The sequence below is a fragment of the Pseudomonas sp. E1BtOHC1 genome, from assembly GCF_058744285.1.
On the sequence record NZ_CP196023.1, the window covers coordinates 5,606,719 to 5,628,811 of the forward strand.

Consider the following 22,093-nt stretch of genomic DNA (forward strand, 5'->3'; position numbering starts at 1 on the left):
CCTTCGCCAGCGAGCTGGCTCCTACAGGGGCAGCATTACTGCCAGCCAAAACGGCGGACGTAGTAGCCCTTCACTGCCTGGGTCAGGGCCATGTAGGCCAGCAGGATCAGCGGCAGGAACACAAAGTACAGCGACGGCAACGCCTGCAATTTGAAGTAGTGCGCCAGCGGGCCCATCGGCAGGAAGATCCCCACCGCCATGATGATCCCGGTCATCACCAGCAACGGCGTGGCCGCGCGGCTTTGCAGGAACGGAATCTTCGGCGTGCGGATCATGTGCACGATCAGGGTCTGGGTCAGCAGCCCCACCACGAACCAGCCGGACTGGAACAGGGTCTGGTGATCCGGGGTGTTGGCGTCGAACACGTACCACATCAAGGCAAAGGTGCTGATGTCGAAGATCGAGCTGATGGGCCCGAAGAACACCATGAAGCGCCCCACATCCGCCGGCTGCCAGCGCTGGGGTTTCTTCAGCATCTCCTCGTCAACGTTATCGAAAGGAATGGCGATCTGGGAAATGTCGTACAGCAGGTTCTGCACCAGCAGGTGCATCGGCAGCATCGGCAGGAACGGGATGAAGGCACTGGCCACCAGTACCGAGAACACGTTGCCGAAGTTCGAGCTGGCGGTCATCTTGATGTACTTGAGCATGTTGGCGAAGGTCCGGCGCCCTTCCAGCACGCCCTCCTCCAGCACCATCAGGCTCTTTTCCAGGAGGATGATGTCCGCCGCTTCCTTGGCGATGTCCACCGCGCTGTCCACGGAAATACCGATATCAGCGGTACGCAGCGCCGGGGCATCGTTGATGCCGTCGCCCATGAAGCCCACCACATGGCCGTTGGCCTTGAGCAAGCGAACGATGCGTTCCTTGTGGGTCGGGGTCAGCTTGGCGAAGACGTTGGTGGTTTCCACCGCCTTGGCCAGTTGCTCGTCGCTCATGCGTTCGATGTCGTTGCCCATCAGCAGGCCCTGCTGCTCCAGGCCCACTTCGCGGCAGATCTTCGCCGTTACCAGTTCGTTGTCGCCGGTCAGCACCTTGACCGCCACCCCATGCTCGGCCAGGGCCTTGAGGGCCGGAGCGGTGCTTTCCTTGGGCGGATCGAGAAAGGCCACGTAGCCGATCAGGGTCAGTTCGCACTCGTCCGCCAGGCTGTAGGTGTCGCGACCTTCAAGCATCGGCCGCGCGGCCACCGCCACCACCCGCAGGCCCTCTTCGTTGAGATCGGCGGTGACCTGGCGAATCCGTGCCAGCAGGCTGTCGGTCAAGGCTTCCTCGGCCTCGCCGTGGCGCACGTTGCGGCACACCGCCAGCACCTCTTCCACCGCGCCCTTGCAGATCAGCAGATGTGGCCGGTCCTGTTCCGCCACCACCACCGACATGCGCCGACGGGTGAAATCGAACGGGATCTCGTCGACCTTCTGGAAGGCGGTGCCGACCTTCAGTTCCCGGTGGACCTCGACGTGCTCCAGCACCGCGACGTCCAGCAGGTTTTTCAGCCCGGTCTGGTAGTAGCTGTTGAGGTAGGCCATTTCTAGCACGTCATCGGAATCCTCGCCCCAGACATCCACGTGCCGCGCCAGGAAGATCTTGTCCTGGGTCAGGGTGCCGGTCTTGTCGGTGCACAGCACGTCCATGGCGCCGAAGTTCTGGATGGCGTCCAGACGCTTGACGATGACCTTCTTGCGCGACAGGAACACCGCCCCCTTGGCCAGGGTCGAGGTGACGATCATCGGCAGCATTTCCGGGGTCAGGCCCACGGCGATGGACAGGGCGAACAGCAACGCTTCCATCCAGTCGCCCTTGGTGAAGCCGTTGATGAACAACACCAGGGGCGCCATGACGAACATGAAGCGGATCAGCAGCCAGCTGACCTTGTTGACCCCGCTCTGGAACGAGGTGGGCGCGCGGTCGGTGGCGCTGACCCGCTGGGCCAGGGCGCCGAAATAGGTGCTGTTGCCGGTGGTCAGGATCACTGCCGTGGCCGAACCGGAGACCACGTTGGTGCCCATGAACAGAATGTTGTCCAGGTCCAGAGGGTTGCGGGTGTCGGCGTCCTGCTGGCGGGGAAACTTCTCCACCGGCATGGATTCACCAGTCATCGCAGCCTGGCTGACGAACAGATCCTTGGCGCTGAGTACCCGGCAGTCGGCGGGGATCATGTCACCGGCCGAGAGCACGATCAGGTCGCCGGGCACCAACTGCTTGATCGGTAGCTCGATGCGCTGGGCGCCCCTGGCCTCGGCGGCAGCTCCCAACAGGCGGTCGAGCATCGGCGCAGCCTGGGGCGCCGACCCTGGGCGCATCACCGTGGCGGTGTTGCTGACCATGGCCTTGAGAGCATCGGCGGCCTTGTTGGACTTGGCCTCCTGCCAGAAACGCAGCAGGGTCGACAGCACCACCATGGAGAAGATCACCGTGGCTGCCTTCATGTCCTCGGTCAGCCAGGAAATCACCGCCAACAGGGTCAGCAGCAGGTTGAAAGGGTTCTTGTAGCAGTGCCACAGGTGAATCCACCAGGGCAGCGCCTGCTCGTGCTCGACCTCGTTGAGGCCGTGACGCTCACGCAAGGCATCGGCTTCTTCGGTGCTCAGGCCATCGGTGTGGCTGCCAAGCTGGTCCAGCAGTTGCGCGGCATCGCTGTTGGCCGCGGTCACCAGGGTTTGCGCCAGGGTCGGCGGCACCTCGCGGCTGACACTGGCGTCATTGAAGCTTTCCAACAGGGCCAGGCGGCGGAAGTGCCGGGCGAAATGCCGGGTCCGCAGGAAGCCGGCAAAGAACTCTTTCAACAGGGTGAGCTTCATGGTGATGACTCCTGCAGCAACGGCGTAGGGAAAACCGCAGGCAGGTACGACCGGGCGTGCCGGAGGGAGAAATCCTCCACGCAAGCCTGATCCGCAGGTCCGGGACCTGCGCGTCGGTGCCACCACGACACGGCAACCGGCCGGGTCGAAGGGAAAATAGAAGTCGCCAGGAAGTGACGTCGGGAAGCGAACCGCAGAGGTTCGCGATCGGGATGCCGCATCTCGCTGGACGGCGAGACAACGGCAGGAACAGGCTGCGCGTTATCTTGCCGGGACTGCGCCGGTTACTGAAACCGGCCGACTCCTGTCACTCGAACAAGTACCCACACTGGGCCTCCACTGATTGAAAACGCGCGCAGCTTACGCCGCACTATTTGCAGAGTAAACCTGGGAAAAACCCTGACAGAGGGAATCGAAAAGTTCTTCAGCCAAGGTTCAGGAACGCCTTCGCCGGCAAGCCGATGCCTACGGCTCCCCACACTGTCACTGACAACCGTAGGAGCCGGCTTGCCGGCGAAGATGTGCGCAAAAATGCCTTGCCGCTGATCAGCTGGCGGTGGCCAGCAGCAGGTCGCGTACCGAGCGGCTGTGACCGCGGGTCTTGCCATGTTCGTACAGCGACTCGGCAATCTCCTGGGCACGAATCGGCAGTACCGACAGCAAGGTGTCGCTCAAGCCATGACTGGCCTGACTGAAGCCCTGCATGTAGATACCGGCCTTGCAGCGCTCGTCGGTGATCACGCGATAGTTGCGGTCCACTTCGAAGTCGCCCAGGTATTCCTGCAGAGGCGCCAGCAGCTGGCGGTGCATCTGCCGCTCGTAGCCGGTGGCCAGGACCACAGCATCGTAGTGACGCACTTCGCGCTCGCCGCTGGCACTGTTGCGCAGGGTAAGCTCGATGCCCAGATCGGTGGCGGTGGCCTTCTCCACCGTGGTCATGGTGCGGAAGGTGTGGCGCGCGATGCCGGAAACCTTCTGCCGATAGAAGATCCCGTAGATCCGCTCGATCAGGTCGATGTCCACCACCGAGTAGTTGGTGTTTTGGTACTCGCTGACCAGGCGCTCGCGCTCGCTGCCAGTCTGCTGGAACACCAGGTCGGTGAAGGCCGGGGAGAACACTTCGTTGACGAAAGGGCTGTCATCCGCCGGCTTGAGTGCCGAACCGCGCATGATGATGTCGGCCTGCACCGAAGGGAAACTGTCGTTGAGGTCGATGAAGGCTTCTGCCGCGCTCTGCCCGCCGCCGATGATGGCGATATTCATCGGCTTGCCACTGACACAGGGCTGGCTGGCCATGCGTTCCAGGTACTGGGAATGGTGGAACACCCGCGCATCGCCCTTGAGCCCCTTGAAGGTTTCCGGAATCCGCGCCGTGCCGCCGGCACTGACCACCACCGAACGGGTGGTGCGCACCAGTTCGCTGCCCTGGGCATCCCGGGAAATCACCCGCAACGCCTCGACCTGCTGGTTGTGCAGCACCGGCTCGATGGCCAGCACTTCTTCGCCGTAACGGCTGTGTTCCTGGAAGTGCCCGGCCACCCAGCGCAGGTAGTCGTTGAACTCCATGCGGCACGGATAGAAGGTGCCCAGGTTGATGAAGTCCACCAGGCGCCCGTGGTGCTTGAGGTAGTTGACGAAGGAATAGGGGCTGGTGGGGTTGCGCAGGGTCACCAGGTCCTTGAGGAAGGAAATCTGCAGTTCGCTCTGGGTTACCAGGGTATTGCCGTGCCAGCGATAGTCAGCCTGCTTGTCGAGGAACAGCGCGTCCAGCGGACCGTGCTCCTGCCCGCGCTCTTCCAGCGCAATGGCCAGCGCCAGGTTCGAGGGGCCGAAACCGATACCGATCAAATCGTGAACGTGGGCCGATGCAATTGCCTGTGTCATTTCCAGTGTCCTCTGGATAAACCGCCTCAACGCGGGGGATAAAGTGTCACGGTGACCCGACTGGCCCATGCAGGACAGCAGATCGTCTGTTGAGTAGGGACGAGGACAATGAAAAAAAATTTAACTAAATACGTCTCAACGGCAACGCGTTATTGAGCATCCCACTGGCGCAGGCGCGACCGGCAATGCTTCATGGCATTGACGATGTGTTTCTCCACCAGGCTGCGGGAAATCCCCAGCTGTTCGGCGATCTGCAGGTGAGACAGGCCTTCGAGCTTGCGCAGCAGGAAGCTCTCGCGACACAGCCGGGGCAGCTCGGCCAGGGCCCGTTGCAGCATTTCCAGGCGCTGGCCATGATCCAGGCTGGTCTGCGGCGAAGGGTTGAAGTAACGCTCTTCGTTGTCCAGCACCTCCAGGGGCTCGGACTGGCGCAAGGCATTGCGCCGATGGCCGTCGATCACCAGGTTCAGGGCCGTACGATAGAGAAACGCCCGCGGCTGCTCGATGGGGGTATCGCTGGAGCGCTCCAGGACCCGCACATAAGCGTCGTGCACCACATCCTCGGCCACCTGGCGATTGCCCAGCTTGGCGTTAAGGAAGCACATCAGCTCGCGATAGTAGTTTTCCAACAGGGCTCCCGAGCGCCCACTGGGGCGATTCTGTCCTTGAGCAAGACCGGCAATGGCCGATTGCACCCGGTAATTCGTGATGGCTGTTTAGTAGCGGCGTAATTTATAGTAATTCTCATATAGATTTAAAGTACCGCAGTGCCGCGGTGGGTTTATTTTCAGTATTCCGACAGCTGTAACGCCATGTGTCGGCAGTTAAATTCCCCCCCCGGCATCTCGTTTACCTGACAGCTCCCCGTCTCTGCCGTTCCTGCGGCAGCCGCAAGCCTGGCTGCCCCTTGTGCGGCCGGCAGTTGTGACGGGCCGATTTCCCCTGGCCGGAACCCTGCATGAAACGTCCCCGACATACCCGACGCGCCCTGCTTGCCGCACTCTGCTTGATTCCCGTTGTAGCCATCACTGCCTGGACCGTCATTCCCCCTGGACGGGATCAGTTCGCGACGGTGCAAGTCAGCCGCGGCGATATAGAAAGCAGCGTCACCGCCCTGGGCACCCTGCAGCCTCGGCGCTATGTCGACGTCGGCGCCCAGGCCTCCGGGCAGATCCGCAAGATCCACGTCGAGTCCGGCGACCAGGTCAAGGAAGGCCAGTTGCTGGTGGAAATCGACCCCTCCACCCAACAGGCCAAGCTCGACGCCAGCCGTTTCTCCATCGAGAACCTGCAAGCGCAGCTGCAAGAGCAGTACGCCCAGAATCAACTGGCCCGACAGAAATACCAGCGCCAACAGAACCTGGCGGCCGGCGGCGCCACTCGCGAAGAAGACGTACAGACCGCCCAGGCCGAACTCAAGGCCACCCAGGCGCGGATTGACATGTACAAGGCGCAGATCCGCCAGGCCCAGGCCAGCTTGCGCAGCGACCAGGCGGAGCTGGGCTATACGCGCATCTACGCCCCCATGTCCGGCACCGTGGTCGCGGTGGACGCCCGCGAAGGCCAGACCCTCAACGCCCAGCAGCAGACGCCGTTGATCCTGCGCATCGCCAAACTCTCGCCCATGACCGTCTGGGCCGAAGTCTCGGAAGCCGATATCGGCCACGTCAAACCCGGCATGCACGCCTACTTCACCACCCTGAGCGGCGGCAACCGGCGCTGGACCAGCACCGTGCGGCAGATCCTGCCGATCCCGCCCAAGCCCCTGAACGAAACCAGCCAGGGCAGCGGCAGCCCCACCAGCACCAGCAAGAGCGGCAGCGGCCGGGTGGTGCTCTATACCGTGCTGCTGGACGTGGACAACGCCGACAACGCGCTGATGGCGGAAATGACCACCCAAGTGTTCTTCGTCGCCAACCAGGCAAAAAATGTCCTCACCGCCCCCATCGCCGCTCTGCAGGGCAGTACTGAACCGGACCTGCAGATTGCCCGCGTGGTGGCCAAGAACGGTTCGATCGACGAGCGCAAGGTCCGAGTCGGCATCAGCGACCGCCTGCGCATCCAGGTAATGGACGGTTTGAACGAAGGCGATCACCTGCTGATCGGCCCGGCCAACAGCAGCGGGGGTTGAATGCAGACTCCGCTGATCGACCTCAGAGACATCCGCAAATCCTACGGCGGCGGCGACAGCCCGCAAGTCGATGTCCTGCGGGGCATCGACCTGTCGATCCACGCCGGGGAATTCGTCGCCATCGTTGGCGCCTCCGGTTCCGGCAAGTCGACCCTGATGAACATCCTCGGCTGCCTGGACCGCCCCACCTCCGGCGAGTACCTGTTCGCCGGGGAGAACGTCGCCCAGCTCGACAGCGACGAACTGGCCTGGCTGCGCCGCGAAGCCTTTGGCTTCGTGTTCCAGGGCTACCACCTGATCCCCTCGGCCTCGGCCCAGGAAAACGTCGAGATGCCGGCCATCTACGCCGGCACCCCGACCGCCGAACGCCACGCCCGCGCCGCCGCCCTGCTGGAGCGCCTGGGCCTGGCCAGTCGCAGCGGCAACCGCCCGCATCAACTGTCCGGAGGCCAGCAGCAACGGGTGTCCATCGCCCGCGCCCTGATGAACGGCGGCCACATCATCCTCGCCGACGAACCCACCGGCGCCCTGGACAGCCACAGCGGCGCCGAAGTCATGACCCTGCTGGACGAACTGGCCAGCCAGGGCCACGTGGTGATCCTCATCACCCACGACCGTGAAGTGGCAGCCCGGGCCAAGCGCATCATCGAGATCCGCGACGGCGAGATCATCAGCGACACCGCCCACCAGGACCCGTCGGTGCAACTGAGCGCCAATGCCGGCGCCTTGCAGGCGGTGGACCTGCGCCAGCGCCTGGCCGACGGCAGCGAAGCCACCGGCGCCTGGAAAGGCGAACTGCTGGAAGCGGTGCAGGCTGCCTGGCGGGTGATGTGGATCAACCGCTTCCGCACCGCCCTGACCCTGCTGGGGATCGTCATCGGCGTGGCCTCGGTGGTGGTGATGCTGGCGGTGGGCGAAGGCAGCAAGCGCCAGGTGATGGCGCAGATGGGCGCCTTTGGCTCGAACATCATCTACCTGAGCGGCTATTCACCCAACCCGCGCACCCCGGAAGGCATCGTCACCCTCGATGACGTCGCAGCCCTGGCCAACCTGCCCCAGGTGAAACGCATCATGGCCGTCAACGGCGCCAAGGCCGGGGTGCGTTTCGGCAACGCCGACTACATGAGCTACGTGGGCGGCAACGACACCAACTTCCCGGATATCTTCAACTGGCCCGTGGCCCAGGGCAGCTACTTCAGCGAGGCCGACGAACGCTCGGCGGCGGCAGTGGCGGTGATTGGCCACAAGGTCCGGGAAAAGCTCCTCAAGGACGTGACCAACCCCATCGGCCAGTACATCCTCATCGAAAACGTGCCGTTCCAGGTGGTCGGCGTACTCTCGGAAAAAGGCGCCAGTTCCGGCGACAGCGACAGTGACGACCGCATCGCCGTGCCCTACTCCGCCGCCAGCATCCGCCTGTTCGGCGACCACAACCCGCAGTACGTGGCGATTGCCGCCGCCGATGCCAGCCGGGTCAAGCAGACCGAACAGGAGATCGATGAACTGATGCTGCGCATGCACGGCGGCAAGCGCGATTTCGAACTGACCAACAATGCCGCGATGATCCAGGCCGAGGCCCGAACCCAGAACACACTGTCGCTGATGCTCGGTGCCATCGCCGCGATCTCGCTGCTGGTGGGCGGCATCGGGGTGATGAACATCATGCTTATGACCGTGCGCGAACGCACCCGGGAAATCGGTATCCGCATGGCCACCGGTGCCCGCCAGCGCGACATCCTGCGCCAGTTCCTCACCGAAGCGGTGATGCTCTCGGTGGTCGGCGGCCTGGCCGGCATCGGCGTGGCCCTGATCATCGGCGGCATCCTGATCCTCAGCGAAGTGGCAGTGGCCTTCTCCCTGGCCGCAGTGCTCGGCGCCTTCGCCTGCGCCCTGGTCACCGGCGTCATCTTCGGCTTCATGCCGGCCCGCAAAGCTGCCCGGCTCGACCCGGTCACGGCCCTTACCAGTGAATGATCGACCTATGAAAGCGCACCTGACCCTCCTGGCCGCCAGCATCTTGCTGGCGGCCTGCAGCAGCCCCACGTCGCGCCCGGAAAGTGGCCTGCAAGCACCGGCGTCCTGGCACTCTCCCGCCAACCAGGGCGCCCGGCAGCAAGACCTGCGCTGGTGGACCCGTTTCGGCAGCCCGGAGCTGGATCAACTGATCGTCGAAGCCCGGGCCGGCAGCCACGACCTGGCCGCAGCCATGGCCCGGGTCCGCCAGGCCCAGGCCAGTGCCATCGTGGCCGGGGCGCCGCTGCTGCCCAGCGTCAATGGCACCTTCAACGCCAGCCGCAGAAAACAGCTGCGGGGCAACAACTCCAGCCAGCTCGATTCCAGCAACAACAGCAAAGTCACGAACTCGTTAGATGCGGGCCTGAGCGCCACCTATGAAGTCGACTTCTGGGGCGGCCGCCGCGCCGCCTACGACAGCGCCTTGCTCGGAGTCCAGGCCAGCGAGTTCGATCAGACCACCGTGGAGCTGACCCTGCTCAGCGGCGTGGCCAACAGCTATGCCCAGGCGCTGTCGCTGCGGGAACAAATGCGCATCGCCGAACTCAACCTGGCCAATGCACAGAACGTGCTGCAACTGGTGCAGACCCGCTACGACTCCGGCTCGGCCACCGCCCTGGAACTGGCCCAGCAAAAGAGCCTGGTGGCCGCCCAGCAACGCCAGGTGCCGCTGGTTCGGCAACAGGCTGAAGAAAACCTGATCACCCTTGCTGCCCTGCTAGGCCGGCCGGTGCAGAGCCTGAAACTGAGCGACCAGCCCTTTGCCCAATTGAACTGGCCGACCATCGATGCCGGAGTGCCCAGCGAACTGCTGACCCGCCGTCCCGATATCGCCGGTGCCGAGGCCCGGCTGGCAGCGGCCCAGGCTGACGTCAAGGTGGCGCGAGCGGCAATGCTGCCAACCCTGACCCTGACCGCCAACCTGGGCACGGGCTCCGACAAGCTGGGCGATGTCTTGCGCAACCCCTTCTACAACCTCGCCTCCGGCCTAGTGGCGCCGATCTTCAACAACGGGCGCCTGGGCGCCGAACGGGACAGGGCCACCGCGCGCCAGCAAGAGCTGCTGGAGACTTATCGCGGGGCGATCATCAATGGTTTTGCCGATGTGGAAAAAGCCCTCAATAGCATTCGCGGCCTGGACCAGCAGCGCCAGTGGCAGAGCGAAGAGCTGAACCAGGCGCAGCGCGCCTTCGAGATCGCCCAGAGCCGCTATCAGGCCGGCGCCGAAGACTTACTGACGGTCCTGGAAACCCAGCGCACCCTGTACACCGCCCAGGATCAGAACGTGCAACTGCGGCTGTCGCGCCTGCAATCGAGCATCGCCCTGTACAAAGCCCTGGGTGGCGGCTGGAGCCACTGACACGGCGGGAGTGGCCGGCCCGGCCACTCCTGCGTCCAGCGCAGCGGTCGAGCGTTAAATCGCTTAGAATCCCCTCCCGCCCCACCGCCAACAGAACCCCATGCCCCTCGAAAACGCGCCACGCGATCCACTGGCAGACCTGCTGCCCCTGCTGCGCAAGGTCTACCCCAACGGGCTCGACAGCCGCGACTACAACCGCCTTCTGGTGCTGCTGTACCCGCACTTGTGCGACCGCAATCTGGCGCAGCTGATGGCGCAGCTCACCCACAGGGACGCGGACATCATTCTCAATGAGATCTACGCGGCAGTGACCGGCCAGCCGCCGCCCGCCGCAGAGCTGGAGGCGTTGCAGGACTTACTGGAGCGGCACGGCGCCCGGGCCATCCTGGCGGACGACTGACCGCGCAAGGAGCAAAAAATGAACGTTGAGAACTTCAAGCAACTGCTGAGCGAGCGCAAGCGCAGCCATCCGATCTGGTTCGAACTACCGTCGGACCGCCTTGCCAGCCAAGCCCAGATCCTGGAGGCGCAGCAGGCCTTGGGGCTGCAACTGCCAGCCGATTACGCCTGGTTCCTCAAGGAGTGCGGCGGCGGCTACTTTGCCCTGGGCACGCTCTACTCACTGGACAGCAGCAGCGATTTCCACCTGGTGGAGATCAACCGAGCGCACCCGGCCATCGCCCGCAGTCACCTGCTGTTTTCAGAGAACGGCTGCGGTGACTTCTACGGGTTCAGGATCGATAACCGGCACTGCCTGGCGCCGGTCGAGTTTTTCGACCACAGCTGCGGGCAATGGCAAACCAGCCGATACAGTGGGCTCTTGAGCTTCGTCGCCGAAGTGGCCCTGAGCAACTGAATCCCCCGCCTCACAGCTTCAAGTGCTGGGCATACCAGGGCCGCCGCGGTGCCCGCTTGAGCAGGTCCGGCACCTCTTCGTCGCGGCTCAGGGCGATGCGCAAGGCCAGCTTCATGACTTCCTGATCCATCTCCAGGGACATTTCTCCCGGGGCATTGCCCAGGGGGCCGCAGCCATGGGTCGAGGCCCCCAGCCACGGGTCGTCGATCTCGACCCAGCGCCCGGGAGCGAACCAGGGCACGCCATTGACCTCGCGGCGCAACACTTCGCCGGGGTGGTAGCGCTCGTGGGCCCGGAACCAGTCGTCGATCCGGTCATCGATCCAGCCATGGAATTTCCAGAACATGGGGTGCACGTGGGACGAGAAGGGATCGCCGAGAAAGTCGTTCTGGGGCTGGTACCAGCGCCCGGCGAAGTCCGAGGACAGGCGAGCTTCCATCACTGGCATGCCGTTGGAAGGATCGCGGGCGACATCAGCCCAGCGCATATGCAGCCAGTCGTGCAGGCCCAGCTCGACCTCGGACCCGAACTGGCCCAGGGTCAGGCGACTGAGGTACTCGGGGTCCTGGTACTGCGACTCCCAGACCTGGAAATTGCCATAGAACGCCGCATCGCTTTTCAGCCCGTGCAGCCATTGGGTGAACTCTTCATCGTCGTCGGCCACCCAGGCCGGCGGCACCGAACAGCCGTCATGGTTTTCGTAATAGCGGATAAAGGCCTGCCGGTCCTGCTCAAGACGGGCACAGGGCTGCGGCAACTGGTGCCAGGACACCAGGTCCGGCTGCAACGAGCGGGCGTGCAGCAACATGTGCCGGTGCATGAACAGAAAGTCGATGCCCGAGGCATTGCGATGCTTGCGCCGCCCACGGGCATCACGCTCATGCTTGACCGGGCCCGGCTGCCAGCCGAGCCCTCGCAAACTGTTGCGCTTGTCCTTGGGCAGGGTGTGCCAACGGTCCCGCGAGGCGTGCCAGAGTTGGTGGAACAGGCGGTGCTGTGGCGATACCAGCCACGCCAGCAAAGCGGGACTCAACCCGCTCTGGTCCCGGGCGGCAGGAAAGACCCGCTTGCGCGCTACAAAACGCGCCGCGGATACCGGCGCCAGCGGCGACGCCTGCAACGACTGCAGGCTGCCACTGAGGGTGCCACTACCGGCATTGCCCCAACTGGCCCAGACCTCGTCGAGCACCACCTGACACTCATGACTGGGGGCGCCGGATATCCGGCCACCGGCAAACAGACGCCAGCGCAGCTTGGCGGCATCCACCGACGCCAGGTCGCCCTGCACCAGGAACTCCACCGGGCCATCGCCTCGCAGGCTCTGCGCGCGTCCCAGGACACCGCGCAAGCCGCGCCCGGCGGGGCCGGCATCCAGCAACAACTCACACCCTTTACGAGGCAGGGATTGCGGTCCGTTGGCGTCAAGGAACACGATATCCCAGATGCCCCGCAGGTGATCGGCAAGGCGCACGCCAGGGTCCAGGGCCACCTCCAGCTTGGCTTCCCCGGGGGTGATCTCCTGCTCTTCCTTGCGACGAACATCCTGACGCAGCAACTCCTTCTGGGTGTAGAACGCCACAGGGATAGCTGCTCCTGTCACCGCCAGACCGGTCAAAAATCCTCTTCTCGAAAACCTCATCGCTCTACCTTTATCCAGTGGCGCGTCACGCATCTAGCTAGAACGTTGGATTTGCAGGGAAATTTACCGGCCAGCGATTCCCGGAACGCTAAATTTGCTCTCGGCCAGCTCGTTTATCGCGGATAGATGTGCACAAAAGGTCGGACCCGGCAGCACTGAACCCCAGGGCCCGACCCCGTCATCAGCCCGCCTGCGACTGGGATAGCAATGATCAAAATATCTGGTAAGAAAACCCTCTATCTGAGCCTGCTGATACTTATCGTCGCCGCCCTCGGTGTCGGTGCCGGCGCGGCCTGGCACTACTACTGGAAGGACCGGGTGTCCTACCCCAACGAGATCGTCAAGCACGCCAACGACCTGCAGGAGCGCATCATTTCCTTCGACAGCCACATCACTGTACCCCTGGATTTCGGCACCGAAGGCAGCGAAGCGGACAAGGACACCTCTCGCCAGTTCGACCTGGTCAAGGCCGGTCGCGGCCGCATGTCCGGGGCCGCCCTGAGCATTCTGGCCTGGCCGGAAATGTGGAACGGCCCCAACGCGCCGCACCGCCCCACCGCTGGCTTCGTCGAGGAAGCCCGCCACCAGCGCGAGACCCGTTACCGGATCATCCAGGGCATGGTGCGTGACTTCCCCAACCAGACCGCGATTGCCTACACCCCCGCCGACCTGCGCCGCATTGCCTCCGAAGGCAAGGTGGCGGTGGTGATCAGCCTGCTCAACGCCTACGCCATGGGCGACGACCTGGACCAGCTGGACCAGTGGACTGCCCGGGGGATGCGCCTGTTCGGCTTCAGCTATGTCGGCAACAACGAATGGGCCGACTCGTCGCGCCCGCTGCCCTTCTTCAATGACACCCGTGACGCCCTTGGCGGTCTCTCGCCCATCGGCAAACAGGCCGTGCAGCGCCTCAATGACCTGGGGGTGGTGATCGACGTCTCGCAGATGTCGAGCAAGGCCCTGGACGACGTTGCGAGCCTGACCCGGGCACCGGTGGTGGCTTCTCACTCCGCCCCCAGGGCGCTGGTGGATATCCCGCGCAACCTCAGCGACCAGGAAATGCAACAGATCAAGGCCACCGGCGGGGTGATCCAGGTCGTGGGCTTCTCCACCTACCTGCGCCCCCTCAGCCAGCCGACCCTGGACAAGCTCAATGCCTTGCGCAAGCGCTTCGACCTCGGGCCGCTGCAAGGCCTGGAGAACGCACTGATGCCCGGCGACGCCGTGATCACCATCTGGCCGGAACAGCGCTTTGGCGAATACGCCAGCTCCCTGTACGGCATCCTCGATGAAGAGCCCAAGGCCAGCCTCAAGGACTATGTCGACGCCATCGATTACACAGTGAAGAAAGTCGGCATCGACCACGTCGGCATCAGCTCCGATTTCAACGAGGGCGGCGGCGTCAATGGCTGGATGAGCGTGGCGGACAACCGCAACGTCACCGCCGAGCTGATCCAGCGTGGCTACAGCGATATCGAGATCGCCAAGCTCTGGGGCGAGAACTATCTGCGCGTCTGGGAACAGGTGCAGAAACTGGCCAAGCCTGCAAAACCCGCCCCTCAACCCGCCATCGCCGGCTAACCCATGACCACGAGCCTTCCTGTGACCAATCGTCGGACATTCCTCAAACAAGCAGGCCTGTTGGCCGCCGCCCTGCCCCTGGGCAACCTCGCCATCAGCCAGGCCCGGGGCGACAGTGCCACGCCGTCGACCGTGGCCGTGAGCACCGCACAATGGACCCAACTGCGCCAATTGTTCGACCTTGACCCGGATTACGTACACCTTTCCAACTTCCTGATCACCTCGCACCCGAGGCCGGTGCGCGAGGCCATCGAAAAGTACCGGGCAGTGCTCGATCGCAACCCGGCCCTGGCCATGGACTACGACACCCAGTACACCTGGCAGCGCGAGGCCCAGGTGCGCGAAAGTGTCGGCCGCTACCTGCAGATCAAGCCCGGCCAGGTGGCCTTGACCGGCAGCACCACAGAAGGCCTGGCCCTGATGTATGGCGGCATCCACGTGCGCCCCGGACAGGAGATCCTGACCACGATTCACGAGCACTACTCGACCCGCAACGCGCTGAAGTACCGCACCCAGCGCGACGGCACCCAGGTGCGCACCATCGAACTGTTCAAGTCGCCCCACCGGATGTCCACCGACGAAGTGCTGGGCAACATCGATCGCAACATCCGCGCCAACACCCGCGTACTGGGCATGACCTGGGTGCAGTCGGGCAGCGGCGTGAAACTGCCGATCGGCGAGATCGGCAAGCTGGTGGACCAGCACAACCGCAATCGCGATGAGCACGAGCGGATTCTCTACTGCGTCGATGGCGTGCACGGGCTGGGGGTGGAGAACATCACCTTCGCCGACCTGAACTGCGACTTCTTCGTCGCCGGCACCCACAAATGGATGTTCGGCCCGCGCGGCACCGGGATCTTCTGCTCGCGCTCGGAACAACTCGAGCACCTGACGCCGATGGTGGCGACCTTCTCCGAAAACCAGAACTTCGCCACCATCATGACCCCCGGTGGCTACCACAGCTTCGAGCACCGCTGGGCCGTGGACCAGGCCTTCGACCTGCACATGCAGCTGGGCAAGGCCAACATCCAGTCGCGAATCCATGAACTCAACAGCTACCTCAAGCAGCGCCTGCAGGAGCACCCAGGCATCGAACTGGTCACGCCCCTGAGCCCGGAGCATTCCGCCGGCTTCACCTTCTTCCGTGGCCAGAACCTGGACACCGATGCCACCGCCGCCTGGCTGATCGAGAACCGCATCCTGGTGGACGCAGTAGACCGTGATGCCGGGCCGGTAGTGCGCATGGCCCCCGGCCTGCTCAACAGCGAGGCGGATATCGACCGGACCATGGACCTGCTGGGCAAACGCCTGCGCAGCAGCAAGACCGCCTGAGCCGTTGGCCCCCTGAACTCACATTGCACAAGGCTATTGACTGATGAAACCCGTCGCCTACTCCTCCCTGGCCGCCCTGGCCGGTTGCCTGATCAGCCTCAACGCCCACGCGGTAGAACCTCCCAAGCCCGGCAGCGTGTTCAAGGACTGCAAGAACTGCCCGGAAATGGTAGTCCTGCCTGTCGGCAGCTTTGTCATGGGCACCCCGGAAGACGAAGTGGGCCGCGAGCCCGATGAAGGCCCGCAGCACACCGTGACCTTCAAGAAAGCCTTCGCCATGAGCCGTTTCCACGTGACCGCCGCCGAGCTTGACGCCTACATCCGCGAAACCGGCACTGTGATCAAGGACGGCGACGACCGCCCCGGCCGCCTGTGCCAGGCCAGCAAGCCACGCTATGAACAGGGGCCGCGCCAGCCGGCGGTCTGCGTCGACTACGCCGACGTGCAGGCCTATACCCAGTGGCTGTCGAAGAAAACCGGCAAGCACTACCGCATGGTCAGCGAGGCGGAACGCGAATATGCCGCACGCGCCGGCAGCACCGGCTCCTTCCCCTTCCCTTTCGATGAGGAAGGCCAGTACCAGATCACCCAGCACGCCAACACCTACGGCCCCAAGGACGGCTTCAGCTTCACCGCCCCGGTGGGCAGCTATCCGCCCAATGCCTTCGGCATGTACGACATGCACGGCAATACCTATGAGTGGGTCGCCGATTGCTGGCACCCGGACTATGCAGGCGCGCCTGCCGATGGCCGGGCATGGATGGAAGAGTCGGAAGGGGTGTGCCTGGACGCCCAGATCCGCGGCAACGACTGGGGCGAGGCACCGGTATTCTCGCGTTCGGGCAACCGCAACAGCCGCAAGCGCGAAGTGCGCGGCGACTGGCTGAGCTTCCGAGTCGTGCGTGAGCTGGAACAGCCCGGCGCCAGCCACAAGTAGACACCCCGATGAACAGCGGCCCGGCTCAACAACCGCACCGGGCCACTGACAGTATCAGGCGACGTCCCGGGACTTGTCGGCCTGAGCCTGACGAAGATTCTCCAGCATCAGCCACAGGCCCTGGCGCAAGGCCGGGAACAGGCTGTTGTTGAAGTTGTTCCAGCGCAGTTCGAGGATGGTGTCCTCGGGGCCGATTTCGGTGTTGAGCACGTCATGCAGCACCTCGCCGGAGTCGATACCGTTGTCCACGTAGTGGAACGACGCCCCGGTCAGGTATAACGGCTCGGTCGGCTCGGTTTCCTTCGTCGCCCAATCCACTACTTTCTGCCCACGGGCGCCGTACAGGGCATTCCAGGTGGCATAGGCTCCGCGACGCTCATAGGGCGACTCGATGCGGGTGATGCCCGGGTGGATGTTCATGATCCGCCGGGCGAAAGGCGCTCCCGGGCGTACCAGCTCATCGAGGATCACCAGCAGGCCGTCGAGCACCACGATATCGGCTTTGAGTTCCACCAGAGTGTCGTGCAGGCGGCGTTCGAAATCCTGCTTGCCGGCGATGTGTTCGGCACTGCCGCGGGGATGGCGACGATAGGTGGACGGCACGCTCAGCAGCAAGTCGTTGACCCGCTTGCCCTGCACTTCCAGGTCCGCCGGGTACAGCCACTGGCGGCCCGGCTGGTAGGCAAAGCCGTAGTCGCTGACCAGCTGCTGGTCCCGTGGCGACTGCTCGTCATCGTCGTAGACCACGCCCACCAGTTCGTAGGCCTCGCCCAGGGGCGTCTGGTTCAGCGTCTGAACCAGAAATTCCAGCACCGATTTCATATAGCGCTCGTGGTCCTTGTAAGCCACCGCCTGCCCGGCCTTGTCGGCGGCGGCATTTCGCAGGGACCAGACATACACCAGATTCTTCTTTGTCATTTGCTCGCTCTCGCTCAATGGTTCAGGCACTGCGTCGATACACGTGCGCCCACAGAACAAGAACGAACCACAGGCAGGGCAATTTATCCGCAGTGCCCGCGAGGCTGGCATGCCGAGCTAAATACTGGCGTCGGCGCTTCGTTTGTCAGGGGTAAGGGTCTGCGTGCTACGACCCTCTATCCACTCTCTGGGAAGTACTTATGACCGACCCCAAGCGCGGCGCCTTCAACGGTCTGCTCGCATTGCTCAGGCCCTTTCGCACCATCGTGGTGATCTCCGTTGCCCTGGGCATGGCCGGCGGCCTGGCCATCACCCTGTTGCTGGCCACCATCAACAACGCCCTGCACTCGGCGACCGGCATGACCCAGGGCGTGGTCCTGACCTTCGCCGCCCTGTGCGTGCTGGCCCTGATCAGTTCCATCGTCTCGGACATCGGCACCAACTATGTGGGACAACGGATCATTGCTGCCCTGCGCAAGGACCTGGGTGAAAAAGTACTTTCGGCGCCCATCACCCAGATCGAGCGCTATCGCTCCCACCGCCTGATCCCGGTGCTGACCCACGACGTCGACACCATCAGCGACTTCTCTTTCGCCTTCACTCCCCTGGCCATCGCCACTACCGTCACCCTGGGTTGCCTGGGCTACCTGGCGTACCTCTCGGTGCCGATGTTCCTGATGATGGTGGTGGCCATCATCATCGGCACCAGTGTGCAGTTGGTGGCCGGCGGCAAGGGCATCAAGGGCTTCGATGAAGCTCGCGACCATGAGGACGAGCTGCAGCGCTACTACAACGCGATCGCCTCCGGTGCCAAGGAACTGCGTATCCACCGGCCCCGGCGCTTTCGCATGAACACCCAGCGCATCCAGAGAACCGCGGATCGCATCAGCGATATCCAGGTGCGTTCGGTGAACATCTACATCCTGGCCAAGAGCTTCGGCTCGATGCTGTTCTTCGTGGTCATCGGCCTGGCCCTGGCCATGCAGGCCTACTACCCGAACCCGGACCCCGCGGTGATCACCGGCTTCGTGCTGGTGCTGCTGTACATGAAGGGCCCCCTGGAGCACGTGGTCGGCTACCTGCCCATCGTCGGCAAGGCAAAGATCGCCTTCGCCCGGATCAGCGAACTGTCCGAACGCTTCTCCTCTCCCGAGCCGCATCTGCTGATGGACGACAGCGAAGCGCCGCAAGCGGTGGTGCACAGCCTGGAACTGCGCGAAGTGCGCTACAGCCCACCACCGGTAGAAGGCAGCGAACCGTTCCACCTGGGCCCGATCAACCTGAACATCAAGCAGGGCGACATCGTCTTCATCGTCGGCGAGAACGGCTGCGGCAAGACCACCCTGATCAAACTGTTGCTGGGCCTGTACCAGCCTCAGTCCGGGGAAATCCGTCTCAACGGCGAAGCAGTGACCGACCGGGCCCGGGATGACTACCGGCAGTTGTTCACCACGGTATTTGCCGACTACTACCTGTTCGACGACCTGGTCCAGGGCAACGCCGGCAAGTCGCTGGATGTCGCCACCCAGTACCTGAACCGCCTGGAAATTGCCCACAAGGTCAGCGTCAAGGATGACGCCTTCACCACCACCGACCTGTCCACCGGCCAGCGCAAGCGCCTGGCCCTGGTCAATGCCTGGCTGGAAGAACGCCCGGTGCTGGTATTCGACGAATGGGCCGCCGACCAGGACCCGGCCTTCCGGCGGATTTTCTACACCGAGCTGCTGCCCGATCTCAAACGCCTGGGCAAGACCATCATCGTGATCAGCCACGACGATCGCTACTTCGACATTGCCGATCAGTTGGTGCGCATGAAGGCCGGACGAGTCCTGACTGAACTGCAACCGGCGTGATTGTTTCCGGTTTATGGCAGCTGATGCGTCATACAGACAGAACTGAGAATTAATACCATTAACAGTCATTACATCTGCCGGATTTATAAGAGCATATGAGCATGCCCGCACAACACCGACTGACCCCTTTGACGAAAGCGCTGCTTCGCCAGGCGTTCTCGCCAAAACTGGCTTCCCGCGCCCTGGGCCTGGCCCTGACCCTGCCACTGATGGCTCAGGTCCAGGCCCAGGAAATCCATTTCAACATCGTCTCGCAGTCCATGTCTGCGGCCCTGCAGGAGTTCGGGCGCCAGGCCAATATGCAGGTGCTCTACAACCCTGACGATGTGCAAGGCAAGCGCAGCAACGCCCTCAGCGGCAGCTATTCGCCGGAGCGGGCCATCGCGGCCATGCTCAATGGCACCGGGGTGGCCTACACCCTCAAGGACAACTCGGTCACCATCCGCAACCATGGTGGCAACGGCTCGCTGGAACTGGGGACCAGCACCATCAGCGGCCAGGGCCTGGGCACCACCACCGAGGACACCGGCTCCTACACCACCGGGGCCATGCAGACCGCCAGCAAGCTGTCGCTGACGGCCCGGGAAACCCCGCAGTCGGTCACGGTCATCACCCGCCAGCGCATGGACGACCAGAACATGAAATCCCTGGAGGATGTGCTCAAGGCTACCCCCGGCATTTCCATCACCAAGGACGGTCCGCAGCGGCCGACCTTCTATTCCCGTGGCTTTGCCGTCGAAAACCTGATGACCGATGGCTTGCCCAACGATTTGTCCCACTACCTGAGCCGGGACATGAACTCCTCGGCTGACATGGCGATCTTCGACCATGTGGAAGTGGTGCGTGGCGCCACCGGGATGATGCAGGGCGCGGGTAACCCGTCGGCAGCGATCAACATGGTGCGCAAGCGCCCGACCGCCACCCCGCGGGTCACCGTCACCGGCAGTGCCGGCAGCTGGGACAACTACCGTACCGAGATCGACGCCTCCAACGCCCTCAACGAAAGTGGCACCCTACGAGGCCGGGTGGTCACCGCCTACCAGAGCAAGGACAGCTTCCAGGACTTCGTCAGTTCCGAACGTTCGGTGTTCTATGGCATTACCGAAGCCGACCTGAACGAAGACACCACCTTCACTTTTGGCGCCTCCAACCAGAGCGGCAGAAACAACACTTCCTGGGGTGGCCTGCCGGTTGCCGCCGACGGCAGCGACCTGCACCTGAAGCGTTCTAGCTACCTGGGCAGCAAGTGGGAGTACTGGGATCAGAACAACACCACAGCGTTCAGCCGCCTGGAATACCGTTTCGCCAATAGCTGGAAAATGCTCCTGTCCGCCAGCAAGAGCTGGTCGGACCTGAACATGCTCGGCTCCATTCCGGAACGCATGGGCGCCAACTACGATGAGTTCGGCCAGAATATCGGTCGCTACGACTACGAAGACCAGCAAAACAGCTACGACGGCTACGTCACCGGTCCCTTCTCCCTGTTCGGGCGTACCCATGAACTGGTGGTGGGCGCCAGCCGGCGCGACCTGACGTTCAAAGGCAAGGGCCTGCCCATCGACCTTGAGACCCACACCAACATCTACAAACCCAGCGGCATTCCCAAACCGGACATGAGTGCCAACCCCTGGACCCAACGCCGTACCAGCCAGCTGGAAGGTACCTACATCACCACTCGGCTGAGCATCACCGATGACCTGAAGCTGATCCTTGGCGGCCGCCTGGACTGGTACGACTACGACGTGACCACCACCTGGAACGGCAAGCCTTCGGCCTCCAGCCTGCCGAACAAAGTGACACGCCACCTGACCCGCTATGCCGGGGCCATCTATGACCTGGACCAGCACCACTCGGTCTATGTCAGCTACACCGATATCTTCAAGCCGCAGACCGAGCTCGACGCGTCCAACAGCGCCCTCAAGCCCATCGAAGGCAAGAACTACGAACTGGGCATCAAGGGCGAGTACTTCGACGGCAGCCTGAATGCCAGCGCGGCGATCTTCCGCATCGACCAGGAAAACCGCGCCAAGGCACTCCACCCCGACCTGTGCAGCCCCGGCACCGCCTGCTACGAAGCCGCAGGCCAGGTGCGCAGTGAAGGTATCGAGCTGGAAATCAACGGCACCCTGGCCCCGGGCTGGGAACTGGGGGCGGGCTACACCTATGCCTCGGTCAAGTACACCAAGGACTCCAACGAAGCCAACGTCGGCCGCCTGTTCGACACCGACATCCCGCGCAGCGTGTTCAAGGCCTTCACCACCTACCAACTGCCCGGCGACCTGAACCGCTGGACCATTGGTGGCGGGATCTATGGCCAGAACACCATCTACAACAAGGGCACCAACAACTACCTGAGCACCTTCGACTACCGCATCGAACAGAAGTCCTATGCCCTGGTGGACCTGATGACCAGCTACAAGGCCTCGGAGAATGTGAACATTCGCCTCAACGTCAACAACCTGTTCGACAAGCGCTACTACCAGAGCATCGGCACCAACACCGACTACGGCACCAGCCTCTACGGCGACCCGCGCAACGCCATGGTCACAGTCAGCTGGTCTCTGTGAAACACCCCCTCCCCCTGTAGGAGCCGGCTTTCCGGCGAGGGCGCCCTTAAGACTGGCGCACCTTCGCTGGCAAGCCAGCTCCTACAACGCGATGAATTCCCCACCCGTCCCACCTACGCCCCCGTAGGAGCCGGCTTGCCGGCGAAAGCGCCCTCCAGGCCTGCGCACATTCGCTGGCAAGCCAGCGCCTACAGAGCGATGGCGGGCCGTTGATTTGCTTA

At 63.5% G+C, this 22,093-nt stretch carries 15 protein-coding genes; 10 read left to right on the forward strand and 5 right to left on the reverse strand.

The features are described from left to right. Positions 1 to 35: 35 nt before the first annotated feature. The 3 genes from mgtA to ACSSVC_RS25365 all read right to left on the reverse strand — a co-directional run bounded on the left by mgtA (position 36) and on the right by ACSSVC_RS25365 (position 5,368). A complete protein-coding gene (gene mgtA / locus ACSSVC_RS25355; protein ID WP_346636142.1) occupies positions 36 to 2,801 on the reverse strand; it encodes a magnesium-translocating P-type ATPase in 2,766 nt (921 codons plus the stop codon). Positions 2,802 to 3,347: 546 nt separating this feature from the next. Further along, the gene (locus tag ACSSVC_RS25360; protein ID WP_404937364.1) at positions 3,348 to 4,685 is read right to left on the reverse strand and encodes a lysine N(6)-hydroxylase/L-ornithine N(5)-oxygenase family protein; all 1,338 of its coding nucleotides are present in this window, start codon (positions 4,683 to 4,685) and stop codon (positions 3,348 to 3,350) included. Between the two features lie 149 nt (positions 4,686 to 4,834). Next, positions 4,835 to 5,368 (reverse strand): sigma-70 family RNA polymerase sigma factor, encoded by a 534-nt coding sequence (locus ACSSVC_RS25365; protein WP_402887581.1) that lies wholly within the window; start codon positions 5,366 to 5,368, stop codon positions 4,835 to 4,837. Between the two features lie 275 nt (positions 5,369 to 5,643). Here ACSSVC_RS25365 and ACSSVC_RS25370 point away from each other — a divergent pair, with 275 nt between their 5' ends. The 5 genes from ACSSVC_RS25370 to ACSSVC_RS25390 all read left to right on the forward strand — a co-directional run bounded on the left by ACSSVC_RS25370 (position 5,644) and on the right by ACSSVC_RS25390 (position 11,045). After that, positions 5,644 to 6,816 (forward strand): efflux RND transporter periplasmic adaptor subunit, encoded by a 1,173-nt coding sequence (locus ACSSVC_RS25370; protein ID WP_492611620.1) that lies wholly within the window; start codon positions 5,644 to 5,646, stop codon positions 6,814 to 6,816. Then, positions 6,817 to 8,790: a MacB family efflux pump subunit gene (locus tag ACSSVC_RS25375; protein WP_492611621.1), complete on the forward strand. Its 1,974-nt coding sequence runs from the start codon at positions 6,817 to 6,819 to the stop codon at positions 8,788 to 8,790. Positions 8,791 to 8,797: 7 nt separating this feature from the next. Next, positions 8,798 to 10,189 carry an efflux transporter outer membrane subunit gene (locus ACSSVC_RS25380; RefSeq protein WP_492611622.1) on the forward strand — a complete coding sequence of 464 codons (1,392 nt, stop codon included), beginning with the start codon at positions 8,798 to 8,800 and terminating at the stop codon, positions 10,187 to 10,189. A gap of 100 nt (positions 10,190 to 10,289) precedes the next feature. Further along, on the forward strand, positions 10,290 to 10,589 hold the full coding sequence (locus tag ACSSVC_RS25385) for a hypothetical protein (protein WP_492611623.1): 300 nt from the start codon (positions 10,290 to 10,292) through the stop codon (positions 10,587 to 10,589). Between the two features lie 18 nt (positions 10,590 to 10,607). After that, positions 10,608 to 11,045 carry an SMI1/KNR4 family protein gene (locus tag ACSSVC_RS25390; RefSeq protein ID WP_404937368.1) on the forward strand — a complete coding sequence of 146 codons (438 nt, stop codon included), beginning with the start codon at positions 10,608 to 10,610 and terminating at the stop codon, positions 11,043 to 11,045. Positions 11,046 to 11,055: 10 nt separating this feature from the next. Here the strand turns inward: ACSSVC_RS25390 and pvdP are convergent, their stop codons facing one another. Next, entirely contained in the window at positions 11,056 to 12,684 is a 1,629-nt protein-coding gene (pvdP, locus tag ACSSVC_RS25395) for a pyoverdine maturation tyrosinase PvdP (RefSeq protein WP_492611624.1), read from the reverse strand. 207 nt (positions 12,685 to 12,891) lie between these two features. Here pvdP and pvdM point away from each other — a divergent pair, with 207 nt between their 5' ends. From pvdM to pvdO, 3 genes are read left to right on the forward strand one after another with little or no spacing between them, the layout of a single operon-like run. Then, complete coding sequence (pvdM, locus tag ACSSVC_RS25400) at positions 12,892 to 14,265, forward strand: pyoverdine-tailoring dipeptidase-like protein PvdM (RefSeq protein WP_404937370.1); 1,374 nt, start codon at positions 12,892 to 12,894, stop codon at positions 14,263 to 14,265. A gap of 21 nt (positions 14,266 to 14,286) precedes the next feature. After that, positions 14,287 to 15,597: a pyoverdine-tailoring periplasmic protein PvdN gene (pvdN, locus tag ACSSVC_RS25405; RefSeq protein WP_492611625.1), complete on the forward strand. Its 1,311-nt coding sequence runs from the start codon at positions 14,287 to 14,289 to the stop codon at positions 15,595 to 15,597. 43 nt (positions 15,598 to 15,640) lie between these two features. Then, positions 15,641 to 16,534: a dihydropyoverdine dehydrogenase gene (gene pvdO / locus ACSSVC_RS25410; protein ID WP_404937372.1), complete on the forward strand. Its 894-nt coding sequence runs from the start codon at positions 15,641 to 15,643 to the stop codon at positions 16,532 to 16,534. Between the two features lie 54 nt (positions 16,535 to 16,588). Here pvdO and ACSSVC_RS25415 read toward each other — a convergent pair whose 3' ends face one another. Next, positions 16,589 to 17,452, reverse strand: a complete 864-nt coding sequence (locus ACSSVC_RS25415) for a formyltransferase family protein (protein ID WP_492611626.1) — start codon at positions 17,450 to 17,452, stop codon at positions 16,589 to 16,591. Between the two features lie 200 nt (positions 17,453 to 17,652). Between ACSSVC_RS25415 and ACSSVC_RS25420 the strand changes: the two genes are divergently transcribed. Both ACSSVC_RS25420 and ACSSVC_RS25425 read left to right on the forward strand, forming a co-directional pair. Further along, positions 17,653 to 19,305 (forward strand): cyclic peptide export ABC transporter, encoded by a 1,653-nt coding sequence (locus tag ACSSVC_RS25420; protein WP_492611627.1) that lies wholly within the window; start codon positions 17,653 to 17,655, stop codon positions 19,303 to 19,305. Between the two features lie 95 nt (positions 19,306 to 19,400). Beyond that, positions 19,401 to 21,872, forward strand: a complete 2,472-nt coding sequence (locus ACSSVC_RS25425; protein WP_404937374.1) for a TonB-dependent siderophore receptor — start codon at positions 19,401 to 19,403, stop codon at positions 21,870 to 21,872. The last annotated feature ends 221 nt before the right edge of the window (positions 21,873 to 22,093 follow it).